This is a genomic window from Hamadaea tsunoensis DSM 44101 (assembly GCF_000428945.1).
Lineage (GTDB): Bacteria > Actinomycetota > Actinomycetes > Mycobacteriales > Micromonosporaceae > Hamadaea > Hamadaea tsunoensis.
In genome coordinates, this window is sequence record NZ_AUAX01000019.1 from 90,928 (window position 1) to 115,609 (window position 24,682).

The following is a 24,682-nucleotide window of genomic DNA, read 5'->3' on the forward strand; positions in this document are numbered from 1 at the left end:
GCGTACTAGGACTTCATGTCCAGGTACGCGCCGCGGGCGAAGGCGCCTTCGCGCAACTCCAGCCGGGTCGGTCGGACGTTCATCGGAATCGTGAACCGGATGGCCATCAGCCGCGTCTCGCCCGCCGCCAGCGGTTGCGCGAACGGATCGGTACCCCCGTTGGCCTGCAGAGTCGTGGGCGTGTTCGGGCTCACCCATTCCGTGTCCGATGTGTACAAACGTTGCATGCTCGCGTACAGCGTCTGGGCCTTGCCGGTCCGGTTGTGCATGCTGGCGTCGACGGTGCACCAGCCGCCGGCGCAGAACGCTTGATAGACGGTGAAGTCGACGTTGGCGTCGGCGCCGCTGGACCCGATGGCCAGCCCCGTACGCGGACCGCTCCACCCGCCGCCGTTCGGCCCGCCGACGGCGGTGACGGCGCCCTTGACGTCCCGGCTGATCAGCGCGAGGCCGGCGATGGCGATCCCGAAGAGCAGGACCACGCCGATGACGACCGGTACCCACATGAGTCGCCGCGGTAGCCGGATTTCCTTGCCCCGCATGGATTTCGCGAATCGGAAGAGCAGCCAGCCGGCGAGCCCGACCCCGATGACGAGGAGCGCGAGCGGGATCCAGCGGGTCCACGACGACGCGTCGTCGCCCGCCGCCGCAGTGAGCGTGGCCGCACAGGCGACGACTCCGCCGGTCGCGTTGTTCGCCGCGCAGGCACTGCCGGACAGTGCCTCATGCGTCGCGGGCAGCACGGCCGTACTCTGCAGCGTCAGCGTCGCGCCGCCCTGCAGCTTCGCCGGCCAGTCGATCCGGTGCCCGGTGATCTTCCCGCCCTTCGCGACGAGCTTGTTCGCCTCGTCGGGCAACTGTTGCGTGACAGTCAGATCGAGTGGCGTGGAGAGTGGATTCTGCAACACCACCCGGTAGGTCGTCGGCCCGGACGCGGGGGCGTCGGACTCGATGGTCACCGTCACGGTCGGCGCGGTCGTCGGAGTCGGCACGGGGGCGGTCGCGGGCGCTGTCAGCAGGGCGGCGACGGCCAGGCCAAGGTTCAGGATCATCGTCATATCACCGACGGCGACGTTATCGACGCCGAGCCGGGCGGGTGTTGGGTTTCCGGAAACCCAACACACCAGACAAAACGCCCGCTAAGGTACGTTACCTTCACCCCAGCATCGGACGATCTTGCGCGAATGTCCGGGCATATCGGGTACTCCGGACGAAATTCGAGACACTCGCGCAAGATCGTCGGGCAATTGCACTACCAGCGATCGTGGATGAGCGGCGCGATGAGATCGTCGTAGACCTCCGTGACCGCCGCGTGGACCTCCTCGCCGAGCGGGGGAAGGTCCGCGGCCGCCGCGTTGCCCTGGGCCTGCGCGGGGTTGCGCGCGCCGGGGATCACGACGCTGACGGCCGGGTGGTCGAGGATCCACCGCAACGCGAACTGGGCCATCGCCACGCCGGGCGGCACCAGCGGGGCGAGCCGGCGCACGGCCGCCAGGCCCACTTCGAACGGTACGCCGGAGAACGTCTCGCCGACGTCGAACGCTTCGCCGTGCCGGTTGTAGTTGCGGTGGTCGTCCGGGGAGAACGTGGTGTGCTCGTCGTATCGGCCGGAGAGCAGGCCGCTGGCCAGCGGGACCCGGGCGATGATGCCGACTCCGGCGGCCTGGGCGGCGGGCAGGACGTGGTCCAGGGGCTTCAGGCGCAGGGCGTTGAAGATGATCTGGACGGTGGCCGTGCCGGGCCGGGCGATGGCCGTGAGCGCCTCGTTGACGGTCTCGACGCTGACCCCGTACGCGGCGATGCGCTTTTCCGCCACGAGGGTGTCCAGCGCGTCGTAGACGGCATCGGAGGAGTAGACGGGGGTCGGCGGGCAGTGCAGCTGCACGAGGTCCAGCGTGTCCACCCCGAGGTTGGTACGCGACCGGTCGGTCCACGCGCGGAAGTTGTCCACCGTGTACAGGGCGGGGTCGAGGGCGACGCGGCGGCCCATCTTGGTCGCGACGGTCAGCCCCGGCCGGGTCGGCAGGAACGAGCCGATGACCTTCTCGGACCGGCCGTCGCCGTAGACGTCGGCGGTGTCGATGAAGGTCACCCCGGCGTCGGCCGCCGCGCCGAGGACCGCCAGGGCGTCGTCGGTGCTGACGTCGCCCCAGTCCGCGCCGAGCTGCCATGCGCCGAGGCCGATGCGGGACACGGACCGGCCGGTGCGGCCGAGGATCGCCTGCTCCATGCGGTCCAGACTAGATCACATGTTGATCATGTGACCCGCGAGGCCGTGGACTGCCTCCTTGACCGCCTCGCCGAGGGTCGGGTGGGCGTGCACGTTGCGGGCCACCTCGTGGACGGTGAGGTCCCACTGCTGGGCGAGGGTGAGCTCGGGCAGCAGTTCGGTCACCTCGGGGCCGATGAGGTGCGCGCCCAGCAGTTCGCCGTGGGTGTCGTCGGAGATCACCTTGACGAAGCCGACGGTGTCGCCGAGCCCGTTGGACTTGCCGTTCGCCGAGAAGGGGAACTTGGCCACCTTGACGGCGAAGCCGCGTTCGCGGGCCTGCGCCTCGGTGTAGCCGAAGGACGCGATCTGCGGCTGGCAGTAGGTCGCCCGCGGGATCATGACGAAGTCGAGCTCCATCGTCTCGGCGCCGGCGATGGTCTCGGCCGCGATGACACCCATGGACTCGGCCGCGTGGGCGAGCATCAGCTTCGCCGTCACGTCGCCGATCGCGTAGATGTGCGGGATGTTCGTCCGGCCGCGACCGTCGACCGCGATGGCACCGCGTTCCGTCAGGCCGACGCCCGTGTTCTCCAGGCCGTAGCCGGAGACGTTGGGGGCGAAGCCGATGGCCTGCAGCACCTTGTCGGCCTCCAGGACCTGCTGGGCGCCGTCCTTGGCGACCGTGACGCGTACCTGGGGGCCGGAGTCGTCGATCGCGTCGACCCGGGTGCCGGTGAGCACCTCGATGCCGAGGCGCTTGTAGCGCTTGCCCAGTTCCGCCGAGACCTCCTCGTCCTCCAGCGGGACGAGCCGGTCGAGGAACTCCACGATGGTGACCTTGACGCCGTAGTTGCGCAGCACGTACGCGAATTCGACCCCGATCGCGCCCGCTCCGGCGATGATGATGCTGCCCGGCAAACTGTCGGAGAGGATCTGCTCCTCGTAGGTCACGACGCGCTCGGACAGCTTCGTGCCGGGGATGAGCCGGGTGGTGGAGCCGGTCGCGATGATGCAGTTGCCGAAGGTGATCGTCCGGTCGCCGACCCGCAGCGTGTTCGCGTCGACGAAGGTGCCGCGACCGTCGATCTCGGTGATCGCGTTCTTCTTCATCAGGTAGTGCACGCCCTTGACCCGGCCGTCCGCCACCTTCCGGCTGCGGTCGTAGGCGACCTTGTAGTCGAAGCTGACGCTCCCGTCGACGGAGATGCCGAACAGCTTCTGCTCGTTCGTGAAGATGTACGCCAGCTCCGCGTTGCGCAGCAGTGCCTTCGACGGGATGCAGCCCACGTTCAGGCAGACGCCGCCCCAGTACCTCTCCTCGACGACCGCCGTACGCAGTCCGAGCTGGGCGGCTCGGACCGCGGCCGTGTACCCGCCCGGACCGGCGCCGAGGACCACGACGTCGAAGTGCTCAGTCATGGTCCGAAGGCTACCGCTGTCCGGGTCAGCTCGGGGACGATACGGGCGTGTGCGCCGAGCCGAGGGTCAGCGCCCTGACGTGCTCGATCAGCGTGATCAGGACGTCCCGGCCGGACCGGCGGTCGCGTACGTCACACATGACCACGGGCACGTTGTCGTCCAGGGCCAGCGCGCGGCGTACGGCGTCCACCTGGAAAGGCTGTTCACCGTAGAAGCAGTTCACGGCGACGACGAACGGCGTGTTGCGGCGCTCGAAGTAGTCGATCGACGGGAAGCAGTCGTCCAGCCGGCGCGTGTCGGCCAGCACGACGGCGCCCAGCGCGCCCAGCGCCAGCTCGTCCCACAGGAACCAGAAGCGGTCCTGGCCGGGCGTGCCGAACAGGTACAGGATGAGGTCGTCGGCCAGGGTGATCCGGCCGAAGTCCATCGTCACCGTGGTGGAGGTCTTCTGCTCCACACCGGACAGATCGTCGGCGATCTCACCGGCGGAGGTCAGCACCTCCTCGGTGTGCAGCGGCATGATCTCGCTCGCCGTGCTCACCAACGTCGTCTTGCCGACGCCGAAACCGCCCGCGACCAGGATTTTGATCGCGGTCGGGACCGCGCGGGCGCGGCCGTCAAGTACTGCGGAGGCCATGGATCACCGCCTGGAGGATGTCGTCGTCGGGTACTTGATGAGCGGGGTTCTGAGCGGCGACCGTGCCGATCGCCCCCGCCTCGGCGAGGTCGGCCAGCAGGACGCGTACCACCGCGAGCGACAGGCCCACGTGGGACGCGAGTTCCGCGACCGAGACGGGATCATGGGCCCGCGACAGGATAGCCCGGTGCTCCGGCTGCAGGTGCAGGGCCAGCCGCTGTTCGTCGACCGGTTGCGCCACGACATAGCTGAGCAGCTCGAACTCCGAGCCCTCCCGGGCCCGGCCGCCGGTGATGGCGAACGATCGCACGAGCGGTCCGGCCTCGCCGTCGAACCACTCGTGGTGGGCGCCCGCTTCACCGCGCATGTGCCGTCGGCCGCGGCGGCGTGGCGAGATTGTGCCCGATCCGCTCGACCAGCAGAGCCATCTCGTACGCGACCATGCCGATGTCCGCGTCGGCCGCGCTCAGCACGGCCAGGCAGCTGCCCTGTCCGGCCGGGGTCACGAGGAGGAAGGCGGTCTCCATCTCGATGATGGTCTGGCGTACGGGTCCGGCCTGGAAGTGGCGGCCCGCGCTGCGGGACAGGCTCGCGAACCCGGCGGCGACGGCGGCCATGTGCTCGCCGTCGGCCTGTGCGAGGTTGCGCGAGGCCCCCATGAGCAGGCCGTCCACGGACAGCACCACGGCCTGCAGCACGGGTGGTACGCGGTCGGAGAAGTCGTCGAGCAGCCAGTCGAGGCCGGCGGGGTTGCTCATGGGGTCTGCTCCTTAGCTGGGGGGTCGTCCAGGTCGGCGGGGGTTTCGCCGCCGGGCTCGGCGACCGTGGTGGCGTCCAGGCGGCCCCGGTTGGTGCCGGCCTGCAGCGACGAGAGCATGGAGCGCCGTTGCTCCGGCGGCCGGGGTCGGTCGGCGACGTCCGGCGCGGCGGTACGCGGCGCGTCGCGCGACGGCGCCGGTGTCGGCGGCACCTCGCGCAGCTGCGGTGCGAGGCTGGCCTGCCGCTGCCGCAGGGGCAGGCCCTCCGGGGTGAAAGTCTGCGAGGTGGCGTGCCGGGGCCCGGCATTGGCGCTGACCAGCGGATTCGGTGCGGTGTTCTCGGTCAGCACGGCCGCGGTACGCGCGGGCACCGGCTCCGCGACCGCCACCGGCTCGGACGCGACGGGCTGCCGGTCGAGGGGCTGCCGGTCGACCGGTCGGACACCTCCCGCGGGGGCCGCCGGCTGGAGACCGGTGGGCGCGTTCGCCGGCAGGTGGAGGCCGTTGGGCGGGGTCGCGTCCAGCCGGGCCGCCCAGTCGGGCAGCCGGCTCGGCACGACGGCCGGCAGGTCGAGCGTGGGCATGAGCGGAATCTCCACGACCGAGTCGACGACCTGCGCCTCGGGGGCCGCGTCGGTCACCGGGGGCTCGGCCGGTGCCGGGCTCGCGGTCGAGGCGATCTTGACCAGGCCGGCGGTCGAGTTGCCCGCGAGCCCGGGTTCGACGCCGCCGGCGAGCAGGCCGCCCGCACCGAGGGTGGCCAGGTTCGGCACGTCCTGCGCCGGCGGGGCGGCCGGCGGCGGCGAACCGTTCCAGGGGCTCGTGACCAGGCTGCCGACCGGCGGGGGCACCACGGAACCGGTCAGCGGCGCGGGCGGCGCGGCGACCGCGGCGTGCGGTGCCGCGGCGAGCTGCGGCGGCTCCTCGATGCCGTCCACCGTCTCCACGATGATCTCGCGGGGCAGCAGCGCGACGGCCGTGATGCCGCCGTACGGCGAGTCCTTCAGGGTGACCCGGATGTTGTGCCGGGCGGCCAGCCGGGCGACCACGAACAGGCCCAGCCGGGAGCTGTGCGCGGGATCGAAGTCCGGCGGCTCGGCCAGCCGCGAGTTGGCCCGCAGGATGTCGTCGGCCGGCATGCCGACGCCCCGGTCCTCGATCTCGACGGCGAAGCCGTTCGGCACGAGCTGGCCCGACAGGCGTACGTGGGTCTCGCGGGGGGAGAAGGCGGTCGCGTTCTCCAGCAGCTCCGCGATCAGGTGCACGACGTCGCTCACCGCCCGCCCGGCCAGCGCCATCTCCGGCAGCGGGATGAGCGTGATCCGGGTGTACTCCTCCACCTCGGACACGGACGAGCGCAGGACGTCGTGCAGCGGCACCGGGTTGCGCCAGCCCCGGCCGGGCACGGCACCCGCGAGGATCACGAGGTCCTCGGCGTGCCGGCGCATACGCGCGCCCAGGTGGTCGATCCGGTAGAGGTCTTCGAGGTCGCGGGGGTCGGTGATCCGCCGCTCCATCGCGTCCAGCAGGGCGAGCTGGCGGTGCACGAGGGTCTGCGTACGCCGGCCGAGGTTGAGGAACACCTGGTTCAGCCCGGTACGCAGCTGCGCCTCCTGCACGGCCGCGAGGACGGCGGTGCGCTGCATCAGGGCGAACGCCCCGTCGAGCTGGCCGAGTTCGTCGTCGGCGGGCGGCAGCGGGGGAGCGGTCGCCTCGATGTCGACCGACTCGCCGGCCCGGAGCTTGGCGATGATCGCCGGCAGGCCGTGGTCGGCGACGCTGAGCGCGTGCTGGCGCAGGGACGCGATGCGGCGCAGGATCGACCGCGAGGCCCGGATGGAGACGAACAGCAGCACCGCGATCAGGATCAGGCCGATACCGCCGGCGACGCCGAGGCGTACCAGGACGGCCGTGCCCGCCGGACCGGCCGCGGCGATCGTACGCCGGGTCACCGCCGACTCCAGGTCGCCCAGCTGCTGGTTGAGCAGGGTGTAGTCGGCGTTCCAGATGGCCGGGTCGATCCCGGTCACCTGGTTGCGGGTCATCTCGACGAGCTTGTCCTCGGCCGAGCGCACCCGCAGGTACGCGTCGCCCTTCTGGATCTCGGCGTACCGCAGGGCGTCCTCGGGGGACAGTCGCCGGGCGGCCGCGTCGTAGAGGTGGCGCTGCGTACCGATGGACTGCACGAGCAGGCTGCGCTCCCCGGCGGCGAAGCTCCCGCCGGCCAGCGCGCCGGCGAGGATGGCGTCCTCGCGGCTGTACATCTCGCGGGCCTCGGTCAGCGAGACCGACAGCGAGGCCTGGTTGGCGATCTCGTGGTTGTCGATGACCTCGGAGATCGAATAGTAGACCGTGAAAGCTTTGTCGATCATGTCGTCGTACGACGAAAGGATGTCCAGGCGCGACTTGCGTTTCGTGTCGACCGCGGCGCGTTCGACCGGCAGCGTCTCCAGCGTCTTGACCAGCGTCTGGATCCCGGCCAGCGCCTGGTCGCCGGCGGTGTCGACGACGGCCGTGGAGCCGGCCTCGCCGCGCAGGGCGGCCACCGCGACGTCGGTCTGCATGCGCTGGGCCTTCAGGTCGCCCGCCACCCCGGTGTCGCCGCCCGCGAGCCGGGTCGACAGCTTGCGCTCCCTCTGCAGCTGGAAGACCACCTCGCTGGTGGGCAGGCCGATATGGTCGGCCATGGTCTGCCCGTCGAGCAGGTTCGTCGCGGTGCTGACCGTCTGGGTCGTGCTGAAAACCCAGATGCCGATCAGTGGCAGCAGCGGTGCGAGCAGAAGCAGCAGGACCCGTGATCGGATCGATGCGCTTCGCTGCTGCAGGAAGCGTCCAGACATGCGACCTCTTCAGGGGGGACCGGGGAAGTCTCGCCGATACTACTGATCTTCTTCCGATCCCGCACCATCTGGTCTGGACTGTCCCGAGCTGCGGCGATGCCGCCTGCACCGATCACTGTGCGTGCGCGGGCAACTCCACGGTCGCGCCGGCGGCGTACTCGGTGCGGTCGCCCGCGGAGAGGATCCAGGCCGACTGCCGCCCCTGGACGACGTAGTGCTCCGGCCCGCCGACCAGGGCCGTGTCCTCGTCGACCCCCACCGTGTGTACGCCGGGGATCGGTTTCATGAACGGCCGCAGCAGCAGGTCCGGCATCCGGCCGAGGAAGCGGTCGAAGTGCGGCAGGACTCTCAGCTGCGGGAGGAGCCCGAGACCGGGCCGGCCCGCCTGGGTGGGATGGCGGATGTCGGGTACCCAGGCGCCGAACGCCATCGCGCCCGCACTGCATCCGCCGAGCGCGGTCCCGGCCTCGTGGAGCTCGACGACGCGGCGCCACAGGGCGGTGTCGCGCAGGGTGTCGGAGAGGAACAGCGGGTTGCCGCCGGAGAAGTAGATCAGTCCGGCTCCGTCGAGCTGGGCGACGATCGCCGGATCGTCCGCGTCGGCCCGGTCGCGTACGCGCAGGGGCACCGGCTCGGCGTCGAGCTTCGCGGCGTGCGCGACACCCATGCCGACCCACTTGTCGAGCACCTGCTCGCCCTCGGGGGCGGCGGCGGTCGGTATCTGCACGAACCGCCGGGGGCGGCCGTCGAGCAGTTGCTTGTCGACGTCGATCATCGCGTCGGTGTACTCGCCGGAGCCGACGAGCGCCACGGGACCTGCCATGCCGCCCACCGTACCCGCCGCCGTGATCTTCCCGACGATCTTGCGCGAATGTCTCGTGAGGCGTCCGGTTATGCCCCGGATGCCCGAACATTCGCGCAAGATCGTCGAAAATGGAGCTAGGGGCTAGGGGGCTACGAGGGTGAACTGCTCCCAGGGGCCGATGGCCGTGCGGTTGGCGATCAGCGCCGCCGCCCCGCCGTTCTCGGCCGTCACGTATTTCCCGTTGGCCTGGGCGAGGAAGCTGACCGTCCCGTTGGAGTTCTGGATCAGCTGGAACGTCTCCCACCCGCCGACGGCCGTGCGGTTGGCGATCAGCGACGCCGCGCCCGCGTTCTCCGCGCACACGTACAAGCCGTTGACCTGGGCGCGCAGGGCGACGTTCGAGCCACCCTGGTTGATGAGGTCGAACTTCTGGCCGGCGCCGATCGCGGTCGCGTCGGCGATGAGCGGGTTCGCCCCGGCCGTCACGTACTGGCTGTTGGCCGTGGCCCGCAGCGCCGTGAACGAGGCCGGCGTGCCGCCGGTCGTGATCCGCAGCGCGTCGACCATCCCGACCGCCGTGCTCTTGTTGACGATCCGGATCGTGTGGCTGCCGCTCGCCAGGCCGGTCTTCGAGTAGACCACCTGCTGCGCCTGGCGCGCGCCGCTGACGTAGAGGTTCACGTTGGTCTGGAAGACGCCGTCGAGGTAGACGTCGACGTTGCCCATGTCGCCGTTGCGTTCGGACAGGTAGTCCACGCCCGTGCCGGTGAAGGTGTAGGACGCCGCGACCCCCACCGTGTTCGTGTGGTGGGTGTCGTCGTTGTAGTCGCCGTACCCGCGCGAGCTGGTGTAGTACCAGCCCGAGTCATAGGTCAGCTGCGTGTCGTTCACCGTCGCCGGCCCGCTGCCCGTGCCGCCGATGCCCAGGGTCGACGCCGTGTTGCGCAGCGTCTTCACCCCCTGGTTCGCGGTCCCGTTCAAGGTCACCGACGAGTACGCGGAGAGCGGCTTGCCGGTTCGTTCGACCACGTAGACCGCACCGGCCGACGTGGCGAAGCTGAGCTCGCCCGCCGACGAGGTCAGCACGATCGCGTTGTCGGAGGTCCGGCGTACCTGGACGGACTGGGTGCCCCAGGGGTTCACGACCACGGCGTTCTTGCCGTAGAGGCTCTTGAGCCCGACGTACTTGATCTCGCCGGCCTCCCGTTCCGAGCTGACCTGGAACCCGTCCTCGGCCGTCAGGGTGAACCTGCCGACGAAGGACGAGTCGGTCGGCGCGGCCGGGAACACCCGGATCTTGCCGTTGTAGCTCTGCAGCAGCGACTCGTTCAGCGCCGTCAGGTGTACGCCGAGGTACTCGAACACCCCGTTGTCGTTGCTGGTCATGCCGTTGGGGTAGTTCTGGTACTTCTGCAGCATCGTGCGCATCCCGTTGAACGCCTGGTCGCCGAGGCCGAGGCGGGCGGCCTGGACGGCGTCGTCGGCCCACACGTTGCCGTAGGGGAACGGCCGGACGTTCCAGGTGTTGAGCGCGGTCTGGTAGTCGGCCGCCCCGATGCCGGTCCGGTCGTAGGGCCAGATCAGCTCGGACGCCACGTTCTCGCCGTTGTGCGTCGAGGAGATCGGCGGGTCGTGCGGCAGGTACGCGCCGTTGCCCGTCTGGTACGGCGCCAGATTGTCCACGATGGACTGCCAGGTCGCCCGGGACCCGCTGTCCTGGCCGAGCTGGTTGCTCACCGAGATGACGATCGGGAAGAGAAGGCGTACGGCGGCGAGATCGGTGATCGCGTTCTTGACCTCCCAGTAGGTCTCGTGCGAGTTCGAGGAGGCCATGTAGTACTTGCCGCCTGTGTCCTTCGACAGCTTGGCCGCGTAGAACTTCACCACGTCCCGCATGAACGGGTACGCCGTGTTCTGCAGGTACGCCGAGTCGTTGGTGTACCGGTACTGCAGGTACATGTTGTAGGCGGCCTCGGTGCCCGTCGAGTAGATGTCGTTGACGTAGTCCGAGTTGATCGTGCCGCGGGCGTTGCCGTCCCAGCCCATCGTCTCCGGCACCCAGAGCCCGTCGATGCCGTAGCGCGTACTCGTGTAGGACTTGAGGGCGGCGTAGTTGCGGCTGTAGAGCTTGTTGAAGTTGGCCAGCAGATCGGAGTGGTTGCTCGCGTAGAACGAGTTGTAGACGTCGCGCTGGTTCCAGTACCAGTAGCCGTTGCTCCACTTCGTCTGGTCGCCGGTCGCCCGGAACACGCCGTTGATGAAGTGGAACGGGTAGTTCCCGTAGCCGCCCGCGGCGATCATGTACGTCGCGAGGTAGTAGACGTTCTCCAGGTAGTCCGCGTCGCCCGCCGAGTTCGAGTACTGGACGAACGACTTGCCCCAGAACGAGTGCCACCAGTTCTTGTAGTTGGTCAGCGTCGTCGCGTACCCGGTGGATTTGACGGACGAGAGGGCGTTCTTCGCCGCGGTGACCGAGTCGCGGTTGGCGGCGTTGATCCGGCTGGAAGCCGTGAACCAGATCGTGTAGCTCGCGCTGGGCGTGATCGTGAGCCGTACGCGGGTCCCGTTGACCACGGCCGCGGTGTAGTTCGCGCCCTCGACGGTGGCGCCGAAGGTGTAGCCGAACCCGTTGGCGTCGGTCTGGCCGCGGCTGAAGCCGGCGCCGGTGGAGTCGGCGTAGGTCGAGACCGTCCGCCAGGTGTTGAGGTCGGGGACGTCGGCGCTGTTGGACACGGTGCTCGGGTCCCACAGCGACAGTTCGAGCGTCACCGCCGACACCCCGGTACGCGAGTCGTCCACGTGGACGCCCATGACCTCGGAGTTGGGCGAGCCGAGGACCGTGACCGTGCGGTTGGTGTCGTACTTGGTGGTGACCGTGCCGTCGTACAGCGACAGCCGCTGCTGATAGGTCGAGTACCCGCTGTCCAGGGACGGTGTCGTGTTGAGGTTGAACAGGCCGGCCGCGTACGTCGACTGCTCGGCGAGGTCGGCCCCGGACACCTGCATCGTGAGGCCGTTCTGGCTCCACGCCATCGCCCCCGTACGCCCGTTGCCGACCGTCAGGCCGTACAGCGGATTCGTGTTGGGGGTGTTGTAGACGAGGTCGTGCTTGGACAGATAGCTCGCGTAGTCGACGTTGAGCGCGCCGGTCGTGGAGTTGAACGCGGCATCCGTCGTGGACGCGGAGGCGGACTGCGTGTGGCCCAACGCGACGAGACCTGTCGCGAGGAGAGTCAGGGCCGCACCCAGCGTACTGATGCGTTTCATCGACACCGGGCTCCTTTCGGGGCGTGGTGGTGGGAGGGGACGGGGTGTGTTCCCACGGCGGTCCCGGGGACGGCGGGACCTGGGCTGTACACAGTAAACGTCGGAGGTTTACGCCCGTCAACCTCTGTATCACGCCCGAGGTTGCACCAGTTGGAGACGATTTAGTCGCTTATCCACATGGGAGGAATTTCAGTCGAACGCGGGCAGATGGCGGCTCCGGGCGGCGTCGAGGTGGGCCCGCATCGCGGCTTCGGCGCCGTCCGGGTCGCCCGCCGCGATGGCCGCCGAGATCCGGCGGTGCTCCTCACCGGTGGTGCCCGTCTGCGCGTACGGGAAATAGAGGCGGTGGATGTGCAGGTGGGCGTGCAGCCGGTGGATGGAGTCGCGCAGCAGCGGATTGGCCGCGGTGTCGGCGATGAGGTCGTGGAAGCGCGCGTCGACGGCGGTGAAGGCGGCGTGCGAGCGGCGGCCGTCCGACGAGTCGAGCGGCGCGACGGTCTCGGCCTCGGCGGAGATGGCCGCGCGGGCCTCGGCCGACGCGCGCGTCGCGGCCCAGCGCGCGGCCGCGCCCTCCAGGACCACGCGCATGTCGAACATGTCGGTGAACTCCTGGCGGCTCAGCAGCGGGCTGACGGTGTAGCCGGCGAGCGGCCGCTTGCGGACCAGGCCGTCGGATTCCAGGCGGGCCATGGCCTCCCGCACGGGGGTGGCCGAGACCTCCAGCTCGCGCGCCAGCGCGTCGATGTTCACCCGCTCGCCGGGGGCGAGGGTGTGCTCCATGACCAGCGCCTTGACGCGCTCGTAGACGTCTTCGACCAGTGTGGAGCGGCGCAACGGGGCGAGGTTCGACATCTTCGCTCTTCTCGGACGATCTGCTCGGGCGATCGGGGGGTGCCGCCAAGCTGAGCCTTGACGGCGGGGATGTTACCGAGTACACATTCAAGCAATATCCTATAGGATCCACGATCCCTCGCAAGGATCTGTAGAAAAGGATGGGTCATGAGCAAGGATGCGGTCCTCCGACCGTCGGCGCGGCTCGGCTCGGTCGTCGCCATACTCGTGCTCGCTCTCGGTGCCACCTCGGCGTGCACCAAGAAGAGCGACGACGCGTCGTCCGGCAGCAAGACCCTCACCCCCGCACAGGTGAAGCTCGCCCTCGTCCCGGGCGGCGCCCACCCGTACTTCCAGCCCTGGAAGGCGGCCGGTGACAAGGCCAAGACGGACTTCGGCCTCGGTGACGTGACGTTCAACGAGACGTCCGGCTGGGACCAGACGAAGCAGAACGACGTCCTCACGTCGCTCGCCGCCCAGGGCTACAACGCCTTCGGCATCTTCGGCGTGGCCCCGGAGAACATCAACAACACCTTCGACAACCTCAAGCAGAAGGGCTTCGTGGTCGGCTCGCTCGCCTCCTGTCCCGCGGGCGACACCGACAAGGCCGACTTCTGCCTGTCCACCGATGTGCAGCAGGCGGCGTACAAGGCCGCCAAGGCGGCGATCGAGGCGATGGGCGGCCAGGGCAACCTCGTCCACCTGACCGGCAACAAGGTCGACTCGAACACCCAGCGGCGCATCGCCGGCGTACAGAAGGCGGTCGACGAGGCCGGCGGCAAGGTGAAGGTCATCGACACCATCACCGACATCGACACCGACCTGCAGACCGCGCAGAAGGCCGTCGCCGACCTGCTCGCGGCCAAGGGTACGCAGATCAACGGCATCGTCAACACCGCGTACAACCCGGCGGTCGCGTCCGCGGCGGGGGTCAAGCAGGCGGGGCTGCCGATCAAGGTGATCGCGATCGACGACGACCCGACGATCATCGCCGGCGTCAAGGACGGCTCGGTCGCCGCGACCGTGCTGCAGAACCCCGTCGGGCAGGCCTACGTCGGCGGATACGCGCTGATGAAGCTGGCCGGCGGCTGCACGATGAAGACCCCCGGTGTGGTCGTCGACTCGGGCTCGTTCGTGGTCACCAAGGCCAATGTGGACAGCTACGACACCGACCGCCAGGCGAAGACGGACTCCCTCAAGTCCGACTTCGACGCGCAGTACCTCACCTGCAAGTGATCCAACCGGGGCCCGGCCACTCCCACCGGCCGGGCCCCTTTCGAGACTTCGTGGAAGGAACCCGGGTGCCGCGCATCACCCAGGCCACGGCCAGTCTGGTCGACGTGGCCGTCGAGACGGTGCGTACCGACGCCGTGCAGTCGTTCGTCAAGCAGGAGACCGTGTTCGTCGAGATCTCCGTGGACGACGGCGGGACGGGTACGGGCTACGCGTACACCATCGGGACCGGCGGGCGGGCCGTCCTCGCCCTGCTGCGCGACAGCCTCCTGCCCCGGTTGACCGGCGCCGACCCGCGCCGCGTCGAGGCCGTCTGGCTGGACCTGTTCGCCGCCAACCGGTCCACCACCACCGGCGCGATCACCTCGCTCGCGCTGGCCGCCGTCGACACCGCGCTGTGGGACTGGCGCTGCCGGGCGGCCGGCGTACCGCTGTGGGTGCTGGCGGGGGGCGCGAAGGACCGCGTACCCCTGTATGACACCGAAGGCGGCTGGCTGCACCTGGAGACGGACGAGCTGGTCGCGGGCGCCCGCGCGGCGCAGGCGGCGGGCTGGCCGGGCGTGAAGATCAAGGTGGGCCGCTCGCCGGTCGCGGACGCGGAGCGCCTCGCCGCGGTACGCGCCGCGGTGGGCCCCGAGTTCGACATCATGGTCGACGCCAACCAGTCGCTGACGGCCCCGGAGGCGATCCGGCGCGCCCGGCTGCTGGAACCGTCGGACCCCTACTGGTTCGAGGAGCCGCTGCCCGCGGACGACATCTCCGGGCACGCGGCGCTGGCCGCGGCGACGAGCGTCCCGGTGGCCGTCGGCGAGTCGATGTACTCGGTCACGCAGTTCGCCGAGTACATCCGCCGCGGCGCGGTCGGGATCGTGCAGGCGGACGTGGCCCGGGTCGGCGGCATCACGCCGTGGCTGAAGATCGCGCACCTCGCGCAGGCGCACAACCTGCTAGTGTGCCCGCACTTCCTGATGGAGCTGCACGTCAGCCTGTGCTGTGCGGTCCCCAACAGCCGCTATCTCGAACACATACCGCAGCTGCGGGCGATCACCCGTCGGGAGATCGAGGTACGCGACGGGCACGCCCTGGCCCCCGACGTCCCCGGCCTCGGCATCGACTGGGACCGCGACGCGATCGACGATCGGAGAGTGCAGTGATCGGCCTGGTTTCCTCCCGGCGCCCCGACGCGATCGATCGGAGAGCGCGATGACAGCCCTGCTGGAGACGCCGCCGGAGGCTCCGGCGGCCCGGGCGCGTTCCCTGCCCCTGTGGGCGAATCCGCGGCTCGGCCTGCTGGTCCTGCTGGTGGTGCTCGTCGTCCTGTTCACGGCGCTGCGACCGTCCTTTCTGGACGTCGACTTCACCCTCGTCCCGATGCAGGCCGACATCAGCGTGTACGTGGTCGTCGGCCTCGCCCAGCTGGCCGTCCTCTCCCTCGGCCACATGAACATGGCCGTCGGCCGGATGGCCGCCATGAGCGCCTTCGCGATGGGGCTCGCGTACCAGGAACTCGGTACGCCGCTCGTCGTCGACGTGCTCATCGGCCTGGCCGTCGGCGCCGGGCTCGGAGCGCTGGCCGGACTGGTGATCTCGCGTACCGGGGTGAACTCGTTCGTGGTGACCCTGGCCCTCGACTTCGCCCTTGTCGGACTGGTCTCCCTGCTGTACGCGAAGGCCACCGACGGCGTCTCGTTCGGCGCCCAGCCCGGCGGCATGGCCGCGCTGCGTACGGACACGTTCGCCGACTACTGCGCCGGCAACGTCTGCGGCCCGCCGGTCCCGCTCATCGTGCCGATCGCCGTGGTGGCCGCGCTGCTGGTCGGGCTGCTGTTCCGCTGGTCGCGTACCGGCCGGGAGATCCTCATGACCGGCGCCAGCGTCAAGGCGGCCGAGCTGTCGGGCATCCCGGTCGGCCGACGCGTCGTCCAGGCGCACGCCCTCTCGGGGCTGCTGTCCGGCCTCGCCGGGTTCCTGCTGGCGGTCAACAACGGCGCCTTCTCGGCCGGCATCGGCGACGCGTTCCTGCTGCCGTCCTTCCTCGCCCCGGTCCTCGGCGGCACCCTGCTGGTCGGCGGCGCGGTCAGCGTCCTCGGCACCTTCCTCGGCGCCACCATCACCCAGGTCATCTACAAGGGACTCAACTTGCTCCAGTTCCAGGTCGACCAGCTCAAGCTGTACATCGGGCTGGTGCTCATCGTCGCGCTCTCGCTCGACCGGGTCCGCCACGTCCTCGCCGAGCGGCGGGGGGCCCGGGCATGACCGCCGTCGCCTTCTCCCCGCGTGTGTTCCGGACCTCCGAGTTCACCCTGGGCGTGGTGGCCTTCGCCGGTTTCGTCGGGCTGACGATCGCCACCAGCGGCAACATGCTCTCCGCCGGTACGCTGGCCGCCTTCTTCCGCTTCCTCGCCGTCCCGATGGTCATCGGGCTGGCCCAGATGGTGGTACTCGCGATCGGGCAGATGAACCTGTCGGTCGGGGTGCTGACCGGCTTCTGCGCGATGGCGTCGGCCTGGCTGATGATCGAGGCGGGCCTGCCGGCCTGGCTCGCCGTCCTGGCCGCCCTCGCCCTCGGGGCCCTCGTCGGCCTCGTCAACGGCCTGCTCGTCGTCTTCACCCGGATCAACGCGTTCATCGTGACCCTGGCGACGATGACGATCATCGAGGGTCTGCGGTACGGCGTACACGGGCCGGACACGTTCCAGGACTACTCACCCGGGCTCGTCCGGCTGGGCCGCGCCTCGATCCTCGGGCTGCCCGTCGTCTTCGTGGTGGCCGTGGTCGTCGCGATCGGCGTGGGGCTGTTCTTCGCGCGTACCGTGGCCGGGCGGCACCTGCTCGCCAGCGGCGGGAGTCCTTTCGCCGCACGGCTCTCCGGTGTCTCGAACGACCGCTCGATCCTGCTCGCGCACGCATTGTCGGGCCTGCTCGCCGGGGTCGCCGCCGTGCTCACGGTCGCGCTGTCCGGCTCGGTCAACGCCAGCATCGGCGACGACCTGCTGCTGCCCAGCTTCGCCGCGCCGATCATCGGCGGCGTCGCGCTCGCCGGCGGCGTCGTCAGCGTCACCGGCACCTGCCTGGCCGCGTTCCTCGTCCGGCTCGTCGACGTGGCCCGCGCCCAGTTCGGCATCGGCCAGCAATGGGTCGACCTGATCGTCGGCGCCGTCGTGCTCGGCGTCGTCCTCATCGGCGCGGTCCGCGGCAAGCTCGCGTCCCGCCCCTCCCGTCCGGCCACCTCGGCCGGCTCGTCCCGGAGGACGTCATGATTCTCTCGGCTTCGGGTCTGGTGAAGACCTTCCCCGGCGTACGCGCGCTCGACGGCGCCTCGCTGTCCCTGGCGGCCGGAAGCGTGCACGCCCTGCTCGGCGAGAACGGTGCCGGCAAGAGCACCCTGGTCAAGATCCTGACCGGCGTCTACCGCCCGGACGGCGGCACCATCGAACTCGACGGCAAGCCGGTGCACTTCACCGGCCCGCTGGACGCGCTGCGGGCCGGGATCGGCGTCGTGCACCAGGAACGCAATCTCGTCACCGAGTTCAGCGTGGCCGAGAACATCGTGCTGCACCATCTGCCCCGGCGGTTCGGGGTGGTGCGACGATCTCGCGTACGCGACGAGGCGCGGCGCTGCCTCGACCTGCTCGATCTCGACCTGGACCCGGACGCGCCGGTGTCCACCCTGTCGGTGGCGCAGGCCCAGCTCGTCGAGATCGCCAAGGCGCTGTCGGTGGACAACCGCGTCCTGCTCCTCGACGAGCCGACGGCCTCCCTGACCGGCGACGAGGCCGACCGCCTGTACGCGATCGTCCGCAAACTCACCGGCAGCGGCCACGCGGTCGTGCTGGTGAGCCACAAACTCGAAGAGGTCTTCGCGGTCGCCGACACCGTCACGGTCCTGCGGGACGGGCGCAGTGTCGCCGAAGGGCAGCCGCTGTCGGCGTACACCCGGGACGAGGTCGTCGACCTGATGGTCGGCCGGGCCCACGCCGCGGTGTCGCTGGCCGCGCGTACGCCTCTTTCCTCGGACGCCGCGGCGCTGTCGTTGACGGACGTCGCCACCTCCTACGGCCACGCGGACGTCTCGTTCGACGTCGCGCCCGGCGAGATCTACGGCCTGTACGGGCTGGTGGGAGCCGGGCGTACGGAGCTCGCGAAAGCGTTGCTGGGCCTCGGTTCCGTCACGGCGGGAACCGTCTCCGTCCACGGCACCCCGGTACGCATCTCCGGCGTCGGCGAGGCGCTGCGCCGCCACCGGATCGGCTACGTGACGGAGAACCGCAAAGAGGAGGGGCTGTTCCTGGAACAGCCGATCACCCGCAACATCGGCGTGACCGTCTGGCACCGCCTGACACGCCTCGGCCTGATCCGCGACCGGGCCGAAGCCTCCCTTGTGGACGATTACCGCCAGCGCCTCGGCATCCGGCTCGCCACCCCGAAACAGCTCGCCGGGCAGCTGTCCGGCGGCAACCAGCAGAAGGTCAGCCTGGCCAAATGGCTCGCGGCCGACTGCGGCATCCTCATCGTCGACGAGCCCACGGTCGGCATCGACGTACGCACCAAGGCCGCCTTCCACGAACTCATCGCGGGCCTGGCCGGGCAGGGGATGGCGATCCTGCTCATCTCGTCGGACCTGCCCGAGATCGTCACCCTCGCCGACCGCATCGGCGTGATGGCCGGCTTCCGGCTGCGCGGCGAGCTGCCCAACGACGGCGACTACGAACGCATGAGCCAGTCCATCATCCGCCTCATCCACACCCCTCTCATCCCGGCCGCCCCTCACTGAACCCCGCTGCCCCTCCCCAAGATCCGGCTTGGATCACGGAAGTCACCCGAATCTTGGGCCATGATTCGGGTGACTTCCCTGATCCCAACGGGATCACGGAGCCGGGACGATCACGAAGTCAGCGGAAGTCGGCGAAGGCGGCTTCGATCTCCGCCACGAACGTCTCCGGTGCCTCGGCGGCCAGGAAATGACCGCCGGCCGGCACGTGGGAGATCCGCCGGAGATCCGCGTAACCCCGGTGCAGCAACGCGTCCGGCGGCATCGGGAGGTCCGGTTCGTGGGGGACGAGGACCGAGGCTGGAACGGTGATCACGTCGGTCGGCGTGGGCGGCGACGCGAGGGCGTAGAGGCGTACGGAGCTGCCGATGGTCTGGGTGATCCAGTAGAGCGTGACGTTGGCGAGGAGGTCGTCGTCGGACAGCCGGCCCCGGGTCGCCGGATCGCTCCAGGTGAGCCACTTCTCCAGGATCCAGGCGGCCAGCCCGAGCGGTGAGTCGTTCAGCGCCTCGGCCAGGAGGTGCGGCCGGGTCGCCTGGACGTGGGAGTATCCGCCGAGGCTGCGGTGCCATTCCGCGTCGGCGGCCACGTACGCGTGCTCGGCCTCGTCGGCGTCGGCCGGCAGGGGCGGGATGATCCAGTTGGCGCTCTGGACCGCCGCGACCGTCCCGGGATGGTGGATGCCGAGGCGGTTGACGATGCCGCCGCCGATGTCGTCGCCGTGCGCGACGTAGCGGGCGTATCCGAGCTGCTCGGTCATCAGCTTGTCGAAGAGTGCGGCGATCTCCACGCGGGTCAGCCGCCGGTCAAGGCCGCGATCGGAGAATCCGTAGCCCACCAGCGCCGGGGCGACGACGGAGAAGCCGGCCGCGGCGAGGAGCGGGATGACCGTCGCGTACTCGATGAAGGAGCTGGGCCAGCCGTTCGTCAGCAGGAGCGGGGTCGGATCGGGGCCGGTGCCGCGTACGTGGACGAAGTGGAGGCCGACGCCGTCGACCGTCGCGCGGAACTGGGGGAGGTCGTTGAGCCTGCGCTCCTGCGCGCGCCAGTCGAAGCCGTCCGCCCAGTACGCGACGAGCCGGTCGATCTCGGCGACCGTGGCGGCCGATTCGCCGCCGCCGGTCACGGGCGGGCTCTGCGGTCGGCGGCGGGCCAGGCGGTCGGCCAGGTCGTGCAGCACCTCGTCGGAGACAGCGATCCGGAACGGCTCCATACGCCGAACCTAGCCCGGGTCACCGACAAAATCGCGCTACCGGCCACGACGGCGGCGGCGCATACGGCGGAGCAGCTCGCCGAACGCCCCGCCCGTGCCGGTGACGGACGCGTCCGGGCCGTCCACGCGTACAGGCAGAGGATTCTCGGGGCCGGGCAGGCGGCCGACGAGGCCGGCGTAGATCGCCCAGGAGGCGAACGGCGGGCCGTCGATGCCGATGTCCATGAGGGCCTTGGCCAGGGGTTCGAGGTCGGGGTCGTTGCGCAGCCAGGCGGGGTCGAGCTGGTTGTAGGGGTCGCGCAGCACGTGGGCCAGGTGGCTGACCGCGGCGAGGACGCAGCCGCGGCGCCAGCCGTCGTCGGTCCAGGTGCCGGGGGCGGGCGGGCGGAGCGGCGGGCGCAGCGCGGGCGGCACGAGCAGGGCGGTGGAGTAGAAGGCGGCGGCGTTGTACTGGGCGAGCCAGCCGCGGGTGGCGATGCGGCTGGGGCGCTGGCGGGTCATGGTGAAGTTGGTGATCCGGCGGCGGGCGGTCAGCAGCCGGTCGACGGACGTACGCCGCCGCAGCCGCCAGCGCCACTTGCCCCGGGACAGCTGCCGGTCGATCTGCTCGAACAGCCGCCGTACGCGGACCCGGCGCTCGTCGACGGCGTCGAACTCGCCCAGCAGGCGGCGCAGCTCGACGTTGAGCAGGGCGACGCGGGCCGCCGTGCGGAGGTCCTTGCGTTTGGACCGCAGGGTCAGCCGGGGCGTACGCGGATGGCTCGGCCGCCGCCAGGACGCCCAGTACCGGCGTTCGCCCGGTGCCCACCAGCGCGGCAGCCAGGTACGCGCCCACAGCGCGGTGATCCGCCACAGCCGCAGCATGCGGGTGACGTCGGCGGCGGCCTGGCGGTTGGTCAGCGGGGCGGGGTCGAAGGGCGACGGCGCCGGCCCGCGGGACAGATCGTAGGTGAGCAGCCGGTACGTGGACTCGATCTGCTCGGGCCAGAGGCTGCGGGCGATCTCGTAGAGCCGGCGGGAGGTCTGCCGGTCGCCCAGGATCTCGGTCAGCGCGGCCCGCGCGAGCAGCGGGAGCAGGTTGGCCGGGTCGGCGACGGACGCGCTGCGGAACCGGTCGGCGGCCTGTTCGAGCAGGTCGGTCCAGCGCAGCCGGGCCGCGGCCACGGCCTCGTCCAGGTCGGCCGCGCGCCGGTTCCCGGTCTCGGTGCGGCGGCGGCCGGTCGTGGTCTCCAGGCGCTCCCGGTCGTTCTCCCGGCGCAGCTGGTGGGCCTCCGCCTGCAGGCCGAAGGAGTCCGCCTGGATCTGCAGGCCCTCGGTACGCAGCGCCAGCCCTTCCCGGTACAGCCGGTACCCGTCGGCGGAGTGCCAGCGTTCCCACCGGGGGGTTTCGCGGCCGAAGGCGAGCTGGCCGTGGACCTGGTGGACGCAGAAGCTGCCGATGTGGGCGACGATGTCGGACCGGGGCGCCTCGATGGTCTGCGACGCGAGGATCCGGCCGCTGGGCTGCTTGATGATGGTGACGGTCATCCGCCACTCGGGATCGTCGTCGTCGGCCCGGTCGATCCGGGTGAGCTGCACGTGCAGGCCCGGCCGGCGGGCGACGGCGAGCGCGGCGATCGCGGCGACGAAGCCGGTGGGGGAGGCGAGCTGCTCCTCCGTGGGGGTCGGCGGCGTGGCGCGGGTGAGCGCGCCGGGCGCCAGCGCGCCGCTCAGATCCGCCCCGATGTACGCGGCCAGCTCCGCCACCAGGTCGGCCTCGTCCGGGTCGGGCGGCGGCTGCAGGACCAGCGGCAGACCGTCGCGGTAGCGCAGCCGGAAGTACAGCCAGCTGCTCACCCGGACGACCACCACTATGGTGATGATGATCACCAGGGCCGCGAAGAGTTCCGAGCCAGTGAGCCATGCCGGAAGTGCGTCCCCCATGCGCGCAATCATCGACATCGAACCATTACCTGACAAGTGGCTGCAGGTGCATGTACGGTGCCACCGTGGGAGGACTTACTGATCGGTACGCCGAGCACGAGCGCGCGAAGCAGGTCCTGAGCGCGCAGTACGCCGCGCTGCCGGCGGGCGCGCCGGTGAAGCTGGCCAAGAAGACCTCGAACCTGTTCCGCTTCTCCAGCGGTAAGGAGCAGCGCCCGGCGGGTCTCGACGTGTCCGCGTTCGACCAGGTGCTCTCGGTCGACCCGGTCGCCGGCACGGCCGACGTCCAGGGCATGGTCACCTACGAGCGGCTGGTCGACGCCACCCTGGTCGAGGGCTTCATGCCGTTCGTCGTACCGCAGCTGAAGACGATCACGCTGGGCGGGGCGGTCGCCGGTCTCGGCATCGAGTCGAGCTCCTTTCGCAACGGACTGCCGCACGAGTCCGTGCTGGAGATGGAGATCCTCACCGGCGACGGGCAGATCGTGGTGGCCACGGCCGACAACGAGCACGCCGAGCTCTTCCACGCCTTCCCGAACTCGTACGGGACGCTCGGCTACACCCTGCGGTTGAAGATCGAGCTGCAGCCGGTGCGGCCGTACGTGAAGCTTCGGCACGTCAAGTTCGCCGACGCGGAGGAATGCTGGGCGACGATGGCCCGGATCTGCGCGGAGGGCAGCCACGACGGCGAGCCGGTCGAGTTCGTCGACGGCACGGTGTTCAGCCCGGACGAGATGTACCTGACGCTCGCCGCGTTCACCGACGACGACGTGTACGCCGACGGCGAGCCCAGCGACGCCGGCTCGGTACGCACCAGCGACTACACCGGCGAGAAGATCTACTACCAGTCGCTGCGCGAGCGTACGACCGACTATCTGACGATCCACGACTACATCTGGCGCTGGGACACCGACTGGTTCTGGTGTTCGCGGGCGTTCGGCGTACAGAACCCGGAGATCCGGCGGTTCTGGCCGCGCCGCTACCGCCGCTCCGACGTGTACCGCAAGATCGTCGCGTTCGACCGGCGGCACCGGCTGACGTCCCGCTGGGCGAAGCTGCGCAAGCAGCCCCAGCAGGAGGCGGTCATCCAGGACGTCGAGGTGCCCGTGGAGAACGGGCCGAAGTTCATGGACTTCTTCCACCGGGAGATCGGCATCGAGCCGGTCTGGCTGTGCCCGCTGCGCCTGCGCGGGGACAAGTCGTGGCCGCTCTACCCGCTGCACCCCGGCGAGCTCTATGTGAACGTCGGCTTCTGGTCCGCCGTCGACCTGAAGCCCGGGCAGCCCGACGGATTCCACAATCGCCTCATCGAGGACGCGGTCACCGCCAACGGCGGGCACAAGTCGCTCTATTCGACCGTGCACTACGACGAGGACGAGTTCTGGCGGCTCTACAACGGCGAGAAGTACGCCGCGGTCAAGGCAGCCTACGACCGCGACCGTCGCTTGCCGGATCTCTACCAGAAATGCGTACGGATGGGGTGATGGCGAACATGGGTGTCGCGGAGGCGGTCAAGCGGTTCATCGGGGACGCGCCCGGTGTCAAGATCGAGGCGTTCGACGGCAGTTCGGCGGGGGATCCCGCCGGCACCGCGACCGTCGAGATCCGCTCGCCACGGGCGCTGAACTACATCGCGACCGGCGGGGGCAGCCTGGGGCTCGCACGGGCGTTCGTGATGGGCGACCTGGACGTCGATGGCGATCTCTATTTGGCGATGCGCGACCTGACCAACATGGACTTCACCATGTCGGCCCGCGAGCGCGTCCAGGCACTGCGCGCGCTCGGCGGCCTGAAGCTGCTGCGCCGCCCGCCGATCCCGCCGCAGGAGGTCGTCCTCAAGGGCCGGCGCCACTCGAAGAAGCGGGACGCCGAGGCGATCTCGCACCACTACGACGTGTCGAACCGGTTCTACGAGTGGATCCTCGGGCCGTCGATGGCGTACACCTGCGCGGTCTATCCGGAGCTCGACGCGAGCCTGGAGACCGCCCAGTACACCAAGCACGACCTGGTCGCCCGCAAGCTCGGGCTGCAGCCCGGCATGCGCCTGCTCGACGTCGGCTGCGGCTGGGGCGGGATGGTGATGCACGCGGCCAAGCACTACGGCGTACGCGCGATCGGCGTCACGCTGAGCCGCAAGCAGGCCGAGTGGGCGCAGAAGGCGATCGCCGAGAACGGCCTGTCCGAGCTGGCCGAGGTGCGCTTCCTGGACTACCGGGACGTGCCCGAGGGCGAGTTCGACGCGATCAGCTCGATCGGCCTGACCGAGCACATCGGCCGGGCCCAGTACCCGAGCTACTTCGGCTTCCTGCTGGAGCGGCTGCGCGTCGGCGGGCGGCTGCTCAACCACTGCATCACGCGGCGGGACAACCTCGACCCGGCGATCCGCGAGAAGGAGTTCATCAACCGGTACATCTTCCCGGACGGCGAGCTGTCCGGCCCCGGCTACATCCTCTCGGCCGTCCACGACGCCGGCTTCGAGGTGCGCCACGAGGAGAACCTCCGCGAGCACTACGCGATGACGCTGCGCGACTGGTCGGCCAACCTCGAGGAGCACTGGGACGAGGCGGTCGAGGAGGTCGGGCTGGCCAAGGCCCGGGTCTGGAAGCTGTACCTGGTCGGCTCGCGGATCGGCTTCGAGCGCAACGACATCCAGCTCCACCAGGTGCTGGGGGTCAAGCTCGGCCCGGACCACGTGTCGCACATGCCGCTGCGCCCGGACTGGGGCGCCTGACCGTTCTCAAGATCCCGTTTGGATCAGGTTTTCGCACGTAAT

General features: G+C 70.1%; 19 protein-coding genes. 7 read left to right on the forward strand and 12 right to left on the reverse strand.

Annotated features, from left to right (window positions below; translation table 11 throughout):
• Positions 1-5: 5 nt before the first annotated feature.
• The 10 genes from G401_RS0125705 to G401_RS0125750 all read right to left on the reverse strand — a co-directional run bounded on the left by G401_RS0125705 (position 6) and on the right by G401_RS0125750 (position 12,790).
• A complete protein-coding gene (locus G401_RS0125705) occupies positions 6-1,052 on the reverse strand; it encodes a hypothetical protein (protein WP_157546321.1) in 1,047 nt (348 codons plus the stop codon).
• A gap of 200 nt (positions 1,053-1,252) precedes the next feature.
• Positions 1,253-2,230, reverse strand: coding sequence for an aldo/keto reductase (locus G401_RS0125710; RefSeq protein ID WP_027344733.1), 978 nt, complete (start codon positions 2,228-2,230; stop codon positions 1,253-1,255).
• A 15-nt stretch (positions 2,231-2,245) separates the two neighbouring features.
• The gene (gene lpdA, locus G401_RS0125715) at positions 2,246-3,631 is read right to left on the reverse strand and encodes a dihydrolipoyl dehydrogenase (RefSeq protein WP_027344734.1); all 1,386 of its coding nucleotides are present in this window, start codon (positions 3,629-3,631) and stop codon (positions 2,246-2,248) included.
• A gap of 25 nt (positions 3,632-3,656) precedes the next feature.
• Positions 3,657-4,268: a GTP-binding protein gene (locus G401_RS48430; protein WP_051367154.1), complete on the reverse strand. Its 612-nt coding sequence runs from the start codon at positions 4,266-4,268 to the stop codon at positions 3,657-3,659.
• Complete coding sequence (locus tag G401_RS0125725; protein ID WP_027344735.1) at positions 4,249-4,635, reverse strand: DUF742 domain-containing protein; 387 nt, start codon at positions 4,633-4,635, stop codon at positions 4,249-4,251. Before G401_RS0125725 ends, G401_RS48430 begins: the two co-directional genes overlap by 20 nt.
• Positions 4,625-5,026, reverse strand: coding sequence for a roadblock/LC7 domain-containing protein (locus G401_RS0125730; RefSeq protein ID WP_027344736.1), 402 nt, complete (start codon positions 5,024-5,026; stop codon positions 4,625-4,627). The genes G401_RS0125725 and G401_RS0125730 overlap by 11 nt, the downstream gene beginning before the upstream one ends.
• A complete protein-coding gene (locus G401_RS48435) occupies positions 5,023-7,866 on the reverse strand; it encodes a sensor histidine kinase (protein ID WP_051367155.1) in 2,844 nt (947 codons plus the stop codon). Before G401_RS48435 ends, G401_RS0125730 begins: the two co-directional genes overlap by 4 nt.
• Before the next feature lie 112 nt (positions 7,867-7,978).
• The gene (locus G401_RS48440) at positions 7,979-8,689 is read right to left on the reverse strand and encodes a Type 1 glutamine amidotransferase-like domain-containing protein (protein WP_157546324.1); all 711 of its coding nucleotides are present in this window, start codon (positions 8,687-8,689) and stop codon (positions 7,979-7,981) included.
• Positions 8,690-8,812: 123 nt separating this feature from the next.
• A complete protein-coding gene (locus tag G401_RS58425; RefSeq protein ID WP_027344738.1) occupies positions 8,813-11,938 on the reverse strand; it encodes a glycosyl hydrolase family 95 catalytic domain-containing protein in 3,126 nt (1,041 codons plus the stop codon).
• A gap of 189 nt (positions 11,939-12,127) precedes the next feature.
• Entirely contained in the window at positions 12,128-12,790 is a 663-nt protein-coding gene (locus G401_RS0125750; protein WP_027344739.1) for a GntR family transcriptional regulator, read from the reverse strand.
• Positions 12,791-12,937: 147 nt separating this feature from the next.
• On the opposite strand from G401_RS0125750, the gene G401_RS0125755 reads away from it, so the two are divergent.
• From G401_RS0125755 to G401_RS0125775, 5 genes are all read left to right on the forward strand, one after another.
• Positions 12,938-14,005 (forward strand): sugar ABC transporter substrate-binding protein, encoded by a 1,068-nt coding sequence (locus G401_RS0125755; RefSeq protein WP_027344740.1) that lies wholly within the window; start codon positions 12,938-12,940, stop codon positions 14,003-14,005.
• A gap of 65 nt (positions 14,006-14,070) precedes the next feature.
• Entirely contained in the window at positions 14,071-15,156 is a 1,086-nt protein-coding gene (locus G401_RS0125760) for a mandelate racemase/muconate lactonizing enzyme family protein (protein WP_027344741.1), read from the forward strand.
• A 49-nt stretch (positions 15,157-15,205) separates the two neighbouring features.
• Positions 15,206-16,258: an ABC transporter permease gene (locus tag G401_RS0125765; RefSeq protein ID WP_027344742.1), complete on the forward strand. Its 1,053-nt coding sequence runs from the start codon at positions 15,206-15,208 to the stop codon at positions 16,256-16,258.
• Positions 16,255-17,262 (forward strand): ABC transporter permease, encoded by a 1,008-nt coding sequence (locus G401_RS0125770; protein ID WP_027344743.1) that lies wholly within the window; start codon positions 16,255-16,257, stop codon positions 17,260-17,262. The genes G401_RS0125765 and G401_RS0125770 overlap by 4 nt, the downstream gene beginning before the upstream one ends.
• Positions 17,259-18,776 (forward strand): sugar ABC transporter ATP-binding protein, encoded by a 1,518-nt coding sequence (locus G401_RS0125775; protein WP_027344744.1) that lies wholly within the window; start codon positions 17,259-17,261, stop codon positions 18,774-18,776. The genes G401_RS0125770 and G401_RS0125775 overlap by 4 nt, the downstream gene beginning before the upstream one ends.
• Positions 18,777-18,894: 118 nt before the next feature.
• Here G401_RS0125775 and G401_RS0125780 read toward each other — a convergent pair whose 3' ends face one another.
• The gene (locus tag G401_RS0125780; protein WP_027344745.1) at positions 18,895-19,986 is read right to left on the reverse strand and encodes an epoxide hydrolase family protein; all 1,092 of its coding nucleotides are present in this window, start codon (positions 19,984-19,986) and stop codon (positions 18,895-18,897) included.
• A gap of 36 nt (positions 19,987-20,022) precedes the next feature.
• Positions 20,023-21,909, reverse strand: coding sequence for a hypothetical protein (locus G401_RS0125785; protein WP_027344746.1), 1,887 nt, complete (start codon positions 21,907-21,909; stop codon positions 20,023-20,025).
• 65 nt (positions 21,910-21,974) lie between these two features.
• On the opposite strand from G401_RS0125785, the gene G401_RS0125790 reads away from it, so the two are divergent.
• Together G401_RS0125790 and G401_RS0125795 are read left to right on the forward strand one after the other, a co-directional pair.
• Positions 21,975-23,393 carry an FAD-binding oxidoreductase gene (locus G401_RS0125790; protein ID WP_027344747.1) on the forward strand — a complete coding sequence of 473 codons (1,419 nt, stop codon included), beginning with the start codon at positions 21,975-21,977 and terminating at the stop codon, positions 23,391-23,393.
• Complete coding sequence (locus G401_RS0125795) at positions 23,393-24,640, forward strand: class I SAM-dependent methyltransferase (RefSeq protein WP_245601841.1); 1,248 nt, start codon at positions 23,393-23,395, stop codon at positions 24,638-24,640. The genes G401_RS0125790 and G401_RS0125795 overlap by 1 nt, the downstream gene beginning before the upstream one ends.
• Positions 24,641-24,682 lie beyond the last annotated feature (42 nt).

Bases quoted from the DNA above. Each gene is read 5' to 3' on its own strand.
- G401_RS0125705 (WP_157546321.1), bottom strand. From the start codon at position 1,052: ATGATCCTGAACCTTGGCCTGGCCGTCGCCGCCCTGCTGACAGCGCCC.
- G401_RS0125710 (WP_027344733.1), bottom strand. From the start codon at position 2,230: ATGGAGCAGGCGATCCTCGGCCGCACCGGCCGGTCCGTGTCCCGCATC.
- lpdA (WP_027344734.1), bottom strand. From the start codon at position 3,631: ATGACTGAGCACTTCGACGTCGTGGTCCTCGGCGCCGGTCCGGGCGGG.
- G401_RS48430 (WP_051367154.1), bottom strand. From the start codon at position 4,268: ATGGCCTCCGCAGTACTTGACGGCCGCGCCCGCGCGGTCCCGACCGCG.
- G401_RS0125725 (WP_027344735.1), bottom strand. From the start codon at position 4,635: ATGCGCGGTGAAGCGGGCGCCCACCACGAGTGGTTCGACGGCGAGGCC.
- G401_RS0125730 (WP_027344736.1), bottom strand. From the start codon at position 5,026: ATGAGCAACCCCGCCGGCCTCGACTGGCTGCTCGACGACTTCTCCGAC.
- G401_RS48435 (WP_051367155.1), bottom strand. From the start codon at position 7,866: ATGTCTGGACGCTTCCTGCAGCAGCGAAGCGCATCGATCCGATCACGG.
- G401_RS48440 (WP_157546324.1), bottom strand. From the start codon at position 8,689: ATGGCAGGTCCCGTGGCGCTCGTCGGCTCCGGCGAGTACACCGACGCG.
- G401_RS58425 (WP_027344738.1), bottom strand. From the start codon at position 11,938: ATGAAACGCATCAGTACGCTGGGTGCGGCCCTGACTCTCCTCGCGACA.
- G401_RS0125750 (WP_027344739.1), bottom strand. From the start codon at position 12,790: ATGTCGAACCTCGCCCCGTTGCGCCGCTCCACACTGGTCGAAGACGTC.
- G401_RS0125755 (WP_027344740.1), top strand. From the start codon at position 12,938: ATGAGCAAGGATGCGGTCCTCCGACCGTCGGCGCGGCTCGGCTCGGTC.
- G401_RS0125765 (WP_027344742.1), top strand. From the start codon at position 15,206: ATGACAGCCCTGCTGGAGACGCCGCCGGAGGCTCCGGCGGCCCGGGCG.
- G401_RS0125770 (WP_027344743.1), top strand. From the start codon at position 16,255: ATGACCGCCGTCGCCTTCTCCCCGCGTGTGTTCCGGACCTCCGAGTTC.
- G401_RS0125775 (WP_027344744.1), top strand. From the start codon at position 17,259: ATGATTCTCTCGGCTTCGGGTCTGGTGAAGACCTTCCCCGGCGTACGC.
- G401_RS0125780 (WP_027344745.1), bottom strand. From the start codon at position 19,986: ATGGAGCCGTTCCGGATCGCTGTCTCCGACGAGGTGCTGCACGACCTG.
- G401_RS0125785 (WP_027344746.1), bottom strand. From the start codon at position 21,909: ATGGGGGACGCACTTCCGGCATGGCTCACTGGCTCGGAACTCTTCGCG.
- G401_RS0125795 (WP_245601841.1), top strand. From the start codon at position 23,393: ATGGCGAACATGGGTGTCGCGGAGGCGGTCAAGCGGTTCATCGGGGAC.